Genomic DNA, 8,295 nt, shown 5'->3' on the forward strand with positions numbered 1-8,295 from the left:
CCCGGGCCTCGACCTCGCGACGGTCGACCGGCGCGGCACGCCGGGCTTCGCGGGCGGCAAGGCCGAGGGCGCCGCCGCGATGGCCGCGCGGGGCGCGGCGCTGTCGGAGCTGCAGGAGAAGCTCTACGCCCACGGGCGCACGGGTGGAGACCGGTCGGTCCTGCTCGTCCTCCAGGGCATGGACACCGCCGGGAAGGGCGGCGTGGTCCGGCACGTGCTCGGCATGGTGGACCCGCAGGGTGTGGCCCTGCGGGCGTTCGGGCCACCGACCCCGCAGGAGGCCACGCAGCACTACCTCGAGCGCATCCGCGCCGCCCTGCCCGCCCCCGGACGCATCGGCGTGTTCGACCGTTCGCACTACGAGGACGTCCTGGTGGTCCGCGTCGAGGGGCTCGTGCCGCCGGAGGAGTGGGAGCGCCGCTACGCCGAGATCGTGGCGTTCGAGGAGGAGGTCGCCGCCCGGGGGACGACGATCGTCAAGGTCGTGCTCGCGGTCTCCTACGAGGAGCAGGCCGCGCGGCTGCGCGAGCGGCTCGAGCGCCCGGAGAAGCACTGGAAGTACAACCCGGGCGACATCGACGCACGGCTGCGCTGGGACGACTACCAGGAGGCGTACCAGGCGGTCCTGGACCGCACGTCCACGGACGCGGCGCCCTGGTACGTGGTCCCCGCGGACCGGAAGTGGTTCGCGCGGCTGGCCGTGACCGAGCTGCTCGTCGACGCGCTCGACGGGCTGGGGCTGGACTGGCCCCGGGTCGACCTCGACGTCCCGGGAGAGCTCGCCCGCCTCGACGCCACGGCGCGGGCACGGACCTGACCTGCCCGCCGGCGTCTCAGGTCCGGTCGGCGGGACCCGGGACGGCGACGGCCCGTCCCTGCTCGGCGAGCGCCCCGAGCCGCGAGAGCGCCCGCAGGTACTTCTTCCGGTAGCCCCCACGGAGCATCGTCTCGTCGAAGAGGCCGGCCGTGCCGCTGCCACCCAGGAGCACCGGGACGTCCCGGTCGTAGAGGCGGTCCACGAGCACGACCAGGCGCAGGGCGTCGGCCTGGTCCCCCACCGGCGCCGTCCCGGTGAGGGCCGCCAGGGTGACGCCGTCCAGGAGCGCCCCGTACCGGCTCGGGTGGACGGTCCGCAGGTGGTGCAGCAGGTCGCCGAACGCGTCGCAGGTCGCGCCGGGCAGCGAGCGGGCGGTGTCGGCGACGAGCGTGTCCGGCAGCCCGGACTCCGGGTGCGGCGCCCCGCGGTGCCGGTAGTCGGGCCCGTCGATCCGGAGCACCTCGAAGCGCGCCGCCAGGGCCTGGATCTCCCGCAGGAAGTCCTCGGCCGCGAACCGGCCCTCGCCCAGCGACTCGGGGAGGGTGTTCGACGTCGCCGCCAGCGCGACGCCGTGGTCCCCCAGCTCCCGCAGCAGGCGGGACATGAGGACCGTGTCGCCGGGGTCGTCGAGCTCGAACTCGTCGATGCACACCAGCCGGCGCTGCGAGAGCGCCCGCACCGTCGGCGCGAAGCCCAGGGCGCCCACGAGGTGCGTGTACTCCACGAAGGTCCCGTAGGCGGCGGCGTCGGGGCCGACCGCCCGGGCGAGCGCCGCGAGGAGGTGCGTCTTGCCCACGCCGAACCCGCCGTCGAGGTAGACGGCCGGCGGCGCCGGGGCACGTCGCGCGAACCAGCCCCGGCGTCGGGGGGCCGCGAGCTCCTCGGCGACGCCGCGCATCCGGGTGAGGGCACGCTCCTGGCTCGGGTGCTCCCGGTCCGGCCGGTAGCTCTCGAAGGAGGCCTCGTGGAAGTGGCGGGGCGGCACCAGGCCCGCCAGCAGCCGGTCCGGCGGGACCTGGGGGCGGCGGGAGGTCAGCCCGGGGGGCGGCGTCACGAGGAGCCAGCGTAGGCGCTCGCCACGCGACCGCCTCCCCCGCCGTCCGACCGCCCGCCGACCGCATGCCCACCGCCCGGCGACGACCCCCGTGCCCGCCCCGCGCGGTGTCGGCCGGGCCTGCCAGCGGGTACGGTCGGCGAGGTGGAGCCTGCACCCGTCCTCGACGTCCTGCTACCCGCCGGTCGCACCGCCCTGGGGCCCGACCCGGCCGAGCGGGCGCTCTCCGAGCTCTACGCCTACCCCGACGGGCGGTGGGTCCGGGCGAACATGATCACGACGCTCGACGGTGCCGCGACGGGCGCGGACGGGCGGTCCGGATCGATCAACGGCGCCGCGGACCACCGGGTGTTCGACGTCCTGCGCGGTCTCGCCGACGTCATCCTCGTGGGCGCCGGGACGGCCCGCGCGGAGCGCTACCGCGGACCGCGCACCCCCCCGCCGCTCGTCCCCGCGCGCCGGGCGTCCGGGCAGGCCGACCACCCGCCGCTCGCCGTCGTCACCGGCCGCGGCGACCTGCCCGCGGCCCTGCTCGACGACGAGCCCCGGCCGTGGGTCTTCACCGTGCCGGAGGCCCCGTTCCTCGGGCACCTCCGGGCCCACCTCCCCAAGGACCGGCTGCACCTGCACGAGGGCGGCGTGGACCCGCGTCGCGTGCTGGACACCCTGGCCGGCGCCGGGCTCGTGCGCGTCCTGTGCGAGGGCGGACCACGCCTGCTCGCCGACCTGGTGGCGGCCGACGTCCTCGACGAGCTCTGCCTCACGCAGACGCCCGCGGTGGTGGGCGGTCCCGCCACGCGCGTCGTGCACGGGCAGCGGTGGGCCGACCCGGTGCGGGCTGCGCGGCCGGCCCACCTCCTGCACGCCGACGGCGTGCTGATCGGCCGGTGGCTCCTGGAGCGCGGCTAGGCTCCTGACGTGACCGAGACGATCCTGCTGCTCACCGAGGACGCCCTGACGCCCGCGGACGTCGAGCACATCACCGGCCTGCACGCCGCCGACGACGTCGCCTACCGCGTGCTCGTGCCCGCGGACACCGAGCAGAACATGCTCGTGTCGATCGTGGACCACCTCAGCCTGGGTGAGCTGCGCGAGGCGCTCGACGCCGCACTGGGGCGGGAGGAGCGACCGGACGTGGCGCGCCGCACGGCGGCCGAACAGCTCGCCGCGACCCTGACCGAGCTCCGCGCGGCCGGCGCGGTCGCGGAGGGGGACGTCGTCGACGACGACCCGCTCCCCGCCCTGCGCGCCGCCGTCGCCGCCGGCCCGGTGCGGGAGGTGGTGGTCGTCACGCGCCCGCACGCCGTCGAGGACACGTTCCACACCGACTGGGCCTCCCGGGCGCGGGACGTGCTCGAGGTCCCCGTGATGCACCTCTACAGCGGGACGAACCTGCTCGGCTGACCGGCGGTCGCACCGGCTGGGTCCGCGTCCCGGCTGCTGCCGTCCGTCGGCCGCTCAGGGGCGTCGTCCGCCGATCTCACGGTGCCAGTAGGCGGCTTCCTCGCTCCCGGAACGCAGGATCTCGTCGGGAGCGTTGTCAGCCGTCCACAGCTGCACCAGGTACTCGTCGACCACCCCTGCCGCGGTCAGCGGCTCCGACCAGCCCGTTCAGCTGGCCGGAGAAGAACCGGTCGAAGTCGCCGTCGAAGCCACCCTCGTCCGACCACACCAGGTCGAGCTGCCCGTAGTCCGTGTGGACGACGTCGTCGAAGAGCACCTGATCCATGGACGGGACGCTAGCGCCGGTCGCCTCGCCACGAGTCGGGTCGAGGTGACGGCTGTCCGCGCGCAGTCCACCCCGGACACAGTGGCCGTCCGAGGGGGACGGGCAGTCAGGTCCGGACGGTGTGGCCGGACCGTTCGATCGTGCGCCGTGCCAGCACCTCGAGGGAGTCGACCAGCGTGCGGTCCGCGGTCAGCAGGTCGTGGTCGGCGGCGACCACGGAGAGCTCCGTGCAGCCGAGCACCACGACCTCCGCGCCGCGCTCACGGAGCCGGTCCACGACGCCCTGGAACGCCGGGAGGTCGGCAGGCAGCCCTGCCTTGACCTGCTCGTAGATGACCCGCATGACCGTCGCCTGGTCCTCGTCGTCGGGCAGGACGCAGTCGACGCCGACGGCGGCCGCGGCCCGCTGGTAGACCCCCGCCCGGGCCGTCCCGGTCGTCGCGAGCACACCGATCCGGCGCAGGCCGTCGACCCGGCCGCGGGCCTCGGCCACGGTCTCCTCGACGATGTTGACCAGCGGGACCTGCACCGCTGCAGCGATCTCATCGGTGAAGTGGTGCGCGGTGTTGCACGGCAGCACGAGGAACGACACGCCGAACCGCTCGAGCCGGCGCGCGTCCTCCGCCATCACGGGGCCCGGGTCCTCCGGCGACGAGCCGAGGATGTACGCGGTCCGGTCCGGGATCCCCGCGTGGTTGAGCACGACCATGTCCAGGTGGTCCTGGTCCCGCTCGGCCCGGGTCAGCCGGACGACCATGTCCAGGAAGTACGCGGTGGCCTGGGGACCCACACCCCCGATGACCCCCACGAGCGGACGGTCGGGGACGGGTCCGGGGTGCGTGGAGGTCACGCCTCATCGTAGGCAGCGGCCCGGCGCCCCCGCCGGTCGGACGCGCGGCGGCGCCCGTAGGATGGCGGCTCCTCCCCCGCTCACCGACCCGGTCACCGACCCGCAGGCCGGCCCCACGAACGGAGACCTGTCCAGGATGACCTACGGCAACGACGACTTCGTCCCGATCATCCTGGGCACCAACGTCAACACCTACAACGTCGCCCGGTCGCTGCACGAGGCCTTCGGGGTGCGGTCGCTCGCCCTGGGCCGTTACCCCCTGCGCGAGACCGCGCACTCCCGCATCGTGGACGTGCGGACCTCCCGGGACCTGGACTCCCCGGAGGTCCTCGTCCGGACGCTGCTGGCGCTCGCCGAGGAGCTGCCCGGCCGGACCCGCATCCTCATCCCCAACATCGAGCTGTACGCGACGATCCTGCTGGAGCACCGGGCGGAGCTCGAGGAGCACTTCGTCATCCCCCTGGTGGACGCGGACCTCGCGGCCCGCCTCATGAACAAGTCGTCGTTCGCCCGGATCTGCGCCGAGCTCGGGGTGCCGCACCCGGCGACCGTCGTCGTGACGCCGACGACGCCGCGCGACGCGGCCCTGGGCGCCGACCTGCCCTTCCCGTACCCCGTCGTCGTCAAGCCGGCGGACACCGACACGTACCCCCGGCTGCGCTTCGAGGGCAAGCAGAAGGTGTACGTGGTCGCCGACGCCGCCGAGCTGCGCGCCGTCGCGGACCGCGTGTACGCCGCGGGGTACACGGACGACCTCGTCGTGCAGGAGCTCATCCCGGGCGACGAGACCGTCATGCGCGTGGCGAACGCCTACTGCGACCGGGACGGGCGGATGCGCGTGCTGTCCGTCGGACAGGTCGCCCTGGCCGAGTGGGACCCGCGGTGGGCCGGCAACTACAACGCGATCCTGACGGTCGAGGACCCGGGGCTCACGGAGTCGATCCGGCGGCTCCTGGACGGGCTGGGGTACGTCGGCTTCGCCAACCTCGACGTCATGGTCGACCGCCGCGACGGCACGAGCAAGATCCTCGAGGTCAACCTCCGGCTCGGGGCGTGCAGCCACTACGCGATGGCCGCGGGCGCGAACCTGCCCCGGTGCCTCGTCGACGACGTCGTGCACGGGAAGGAGGTCCCGGAGCTCACCACTACCGCCGAGCGGCTCTGGGTGAACCTGCCCTACCTCGCGGCCCTGGCGTTCGTGCCGGGCTCGCTGCGCCGCCGCGTCGTCGCTGCCGCCCGCCACGGCGTGCGGCACACGCTCTACTACCGCCCGGACCTCAGCCTCGCCCGGATCCTCGACGTCGTGCGGATCGACCTGCGGCACACCCTCGACTACCTGCGGTACGCGCGCACCCGTCTCAACCGATAGCGCGCCGGACGACGTCCGCGATGCGGTCCGCGGTCCCCGTGTCGACCGTCGTGGGGAGGTTGACCACGCGGGCCATCAGGTCCTCCGTGGTCGCCAGCGTGCCCGGGGAGTACCCGTACCGTGCGGGGTCGGTGACGCCGGGGAAGAGCGCCGGGCGGTACCAGCGCCCCGGCCGGTGGCCCGCGGCGGAGAGGGCCGTGTCGACCCGCTGGGCGGCGTCGGCGTCGGGGGCGAAGAACGGGAAGCGGACCAGCGGCGCGGACGCGCCGATCCCGGCCGGGACCTCCACGACGTCACCGAGCGCCGCGAGGTAGCGCGCGACGACGGCGCTGCGCCGCCGCTCCTCGGCGTCGAGGGTGCCCAGGGCGTCCGCCATGCGCTGGGTCACCCAGGGGGACGGCCGCAGCGGCGGGTGGGCGAGGCCACCGCGCTGCTCGACCGGCGCGATCGCCGGCTCGAACGTCCCGGTGCGGGTCAGCAGGCGGCGCAGCGCGGTCGCGGCCGGGCCGGGCAGCCGGCCCAGCACCCGGAGCTGGGTCCGGTAGAGCCGTGCCGCCAGGTCCAGGCGCCGGCCCATCGTCGGCAGCGTCGTCAGGTCCTGGACCATCCGACGGCCCAGGGGGGTCTGCTGCAGCGCGGGGTCGACCCACACCGCCGCGCCGAACTTCGTCGGCAGCATCTTCTCGACCCCGAAGGAGTGGACGGAGACGTCCGCCAGGGGGGAGCCGTCCTCGCGGCGCGCCATGCGGCCCACGCAGTGGGCGGCGTCCTCCAGCAGGAGCGCGCCCGCCCGGTCCGCGGCGTCCCGGAGCCCGCGGGCAGCGGCGTCGTCGATGATCCCGAAGGTGTGCTGGAGGACGACGGCGCGCGTGCTGGCCCCCGGCTGGAGCCGTCCGGACTCGAGACGGGCGGGGTCGAGCGCGACGGTCGCCGGGGAGACCTCCCCGTACACCGGACGCAGGCCGGCGGCCAGGACGGGGTCGACCGCCGTGCAGCACGTGAACACCTGGGTGAGGACGTCGCCGACCCCCCGCTCGGCCGCGATGGCCCGCAGGACGACCTGCATCCCGTAGCGCGCCTTGAACACGAGGTGCCAGTCCCCCGGCGAGGTCCCCGTCCGCGCGGCCAGGGCGCGGGTGACGGCGTCGGCGGCGGTGCGCTCGGTCATGGGGCTCCAGGGGTCTCTCGGCGGCGGCGGGGCGACCGCGGGCGGCGTGACGGCGGGGCGTCGCCCAGGTTAGCCGGGGCTGCCGGGGCGAACCGGGCGACCGCCGGGCCCGGTCGCCCGGCCGGGGGGCCGCACCTAGGATGACCTGACATGACTGCTTCGCCGCGCGTCGAGATCGTGACCGACCCGACCGAGTGGGACGCCCTCGTCGGCGAGCTGGGCGGTCACCCGCTCCAGCTCTGGGGATGGGGGCAGGTGAAGGCCCGCGGGGCGTGGCGCGCGCACCGGGTGAAGGTGCTCGCCGACGGCCGGACGATCGGCCTGGCGCAGGTGCTCGAGCGGCGCCTGCCGTTCCCCTTCCGGGCGCTCTCCTACGTGCCGCGCGGCCCGGTGGTGGCGCCGTCGGACACCCAGGCACCGGCCGGGTACGGCGTGGGCGACGCGGACACGCGCGCCGCCGTCTGCGCGGCCGTGGTCGCGTGGTGCCGGGAGCACATCGGCGGCGTGGGTGTCAGCCTCGAGCCGGACTGGCCGGCGGGGACCGACCTCGACCTGCCCGGCGTGGTCCGCGGCGAGCAGCGGATCCTCCATTCGCACACGCTGATCCTCGACCTGACCCGGGACGCCGACGAGCTCATGGCAGCGATGGGCCGCACGACCCGCGCCGACGTGCGCAAGGGCGGGCGGGACGTGGAGATCCGGCGCGTGACCTCCGAGGAGGAGCTCCGCGGCGTGCTCGACGTCTACAAGGACACGGCGGCCCGGGCCGGCTTCGAGCTGCACCCCGACGGGTACTACGTCGCGATCCACCGCGAGCTGGGCGACGCCTCGGTGGTCGTGGCGGCCTTCCACGAGGGCCGGCCGTGCGCCTTCGTCTGGGACGCCGTCTCGGGCGCGACGGCCTTCGAGCTGTACGGGGGCATCGACGACGTCGGGCGCAAGGCCCGGGCGAACGCGCCGGTGAAGTGGCACGCGGTCCGGCTCGCCCAGGACGCCGGCGCGCTGCGCTACGACATCAACGGGCTGCTCAACGACGGCATCTCCGAGTTCAAGCGGTCCTTCGCCCAGCACGAGGACGAGCTGGTCGGGACGCTCGACGTGCCGTTCTCGCCGCTGTACCGGGTGTGGGTGCGGGCACTGCCGCGGATGAAGCAGGTGCTCCGGGTGCTGCGGCGCCGGTCGGGCGGCGCGCAGGGCTGAGCGTCCGGCGGCTGCGAGACCCGGACGGAGACGGCCCACCCGCGACCAGCGGGTGGGCCGTCGCCGTCGCCGGTCAGGCGGGTGTCTCGGTGCGGTCGGTGGACCACT

9 protein-coding genes are annotated in these 8,295 nt (G+C 75.3%); 5 read left to right on the forward strand and 4 right to left on the reverse strand.

Annotated features, from left to right (window positions below; translation table 11 throughout):
- A partial coding sequence (locus N866_RS13820) for a PPK2 family polyphosphate kinase (RefSeq protein WP_034227352.1) occupies nucleotides 1–817 on the forward strand: 817 nt, incomplete at its 5' end.
- Nucleotides 818–833: 16 nt separating this feature from the next.
- Here N866_RS13820 and zapE read toward each other — a convergent pair.
- Complete coding sequence (gene zapE, locus N866_RS13825) at nucleotides 834–1,871, reverse strand: cell division protein ZapE (RefSeq protein ID WP_052023064.1); 1,038 nt, start codon at nucleotides 1,869–1,871, stop codon at nucleotides 834–836.
- A gap of 144 nt (nucleotides 1,872–2,015) precedes the next feature.
- Here zapE and N866_RS13830 point away from each other — a divergent pair, with 144 nt between their 5' ends.
- Nucleotides 2,016–2,780: a dihydrofolate reductase family protein gene (locus N866_RS13830; protein ID WP_052023065.1), complete on the forward strand. Its 765-nt coding sequence runs from the start codon at nucleotides 2,016–2,018 to the stop codon at nucleotides 2,778–2,780.
- A 9-nt stretch (nucleotides 2,781–2,789) separates the two neighbouring features.
- A complete protein-coding gene (locus N866_RS13835; protein WP_034227353.1) occupies nucleotides 2,790–3,275 on the forward strand; it encodes a hypothetical protein in 486 nt (161 codons plus the stop codon).
- 136 nt (nucleotides 3,276–3,411) lie between these two features.
- Here N866_RS13835 and N866_RS13840 read toward each other — a convergent pair whose 3' ends face one another.
- A complete protein-coding gene (locus N866_RS13840; protein ID WP_034227354.1) occupies nucleotides 3,412–3,600 on the reverse strand; it encodes a hypothetical protein in 189 nt (62 codons plus the stop codon).
- A gap of 106 nt (nucleotides 3,601–3,706) precedes the next feature.
- Nucleotides 3,707–4,450 carry a cysteate racemase gene (gene cuyB / locus N866_RS13845; RefSeq protein WP_052023066.1) on the reverse strand — a complete coding sequence of 248 codons (744 nt, stop codon included), beginning with the start codon at nucleotides 4,448–4,450 and terminating at the stop codon, nucleotides 3,707–3,709.
- Nucleotides 4,451–4,511: 61 nt separating this feature from the next.
- On the opposite strand from cuyB, the gene N866_RS13850 reads away from it, so the two are divergent.
- Nucleotides 4,512–5,819 carry a carboxylate--amine ligase gene (locus N866_RS13850; protein ID WP_052023067.1) on the forward strand — a complete coding sequence of 436 codons (1,308 nt, stop codon included), beginning with the start codon at nucleotides 4,512–4,514 and terminating at the stop codon, nucleotides 5,817–5,819.
- Here the strand turns inward: N866_RS13850 and N866_RS13855 are convergent.
- Nucleotides 5,809–6,987, reverse strand: a complete 1,179-nt coding sequence (locus tag N866_RS13855; protein WP_034227355.1) for a DegT/DnrJ/EryC1/StrS family aminotransferase — start codon at nucleotides 6,985–6,987, stop codon at nucleotides 5,809–5,811. The two genes, N866_RS13850 and N866_RS13855, sit on opposite strands and share 11 nt — an antisense overlap.
- A 150-nt stretch (nucleotides 6,988–7,137) precedes the next feature.
- Between N866_RS13855 and N866_RS13860 the strand changes: the two genes are divergently transcribed.
- Nucleotides 7,138–8,187 (forward strand): lipid II:glycine glycyltransferase FemX, encoded by a 1,050-nt coding sequence (locus N866_RS13860; protein WP_034227356.1) that lies wholly within the window; start codon nucleotides 7,138–7,140, stop codon nucleotides 8,185–8,187.
- Nucleotides 8,188–8,295: the final 108 nt, after the last annotated feature.

Origin of the sequence: Actinotalea ferrariae CF5-4 (genome assembly GCF_000603945.1) — a bacterium.
Lineage (GTDB): Bacteria > Actinomycetota > Actinomycetes > Actinomycetales > Cellulomonadaceae > Actinotalea > Actinotalea ferrariae.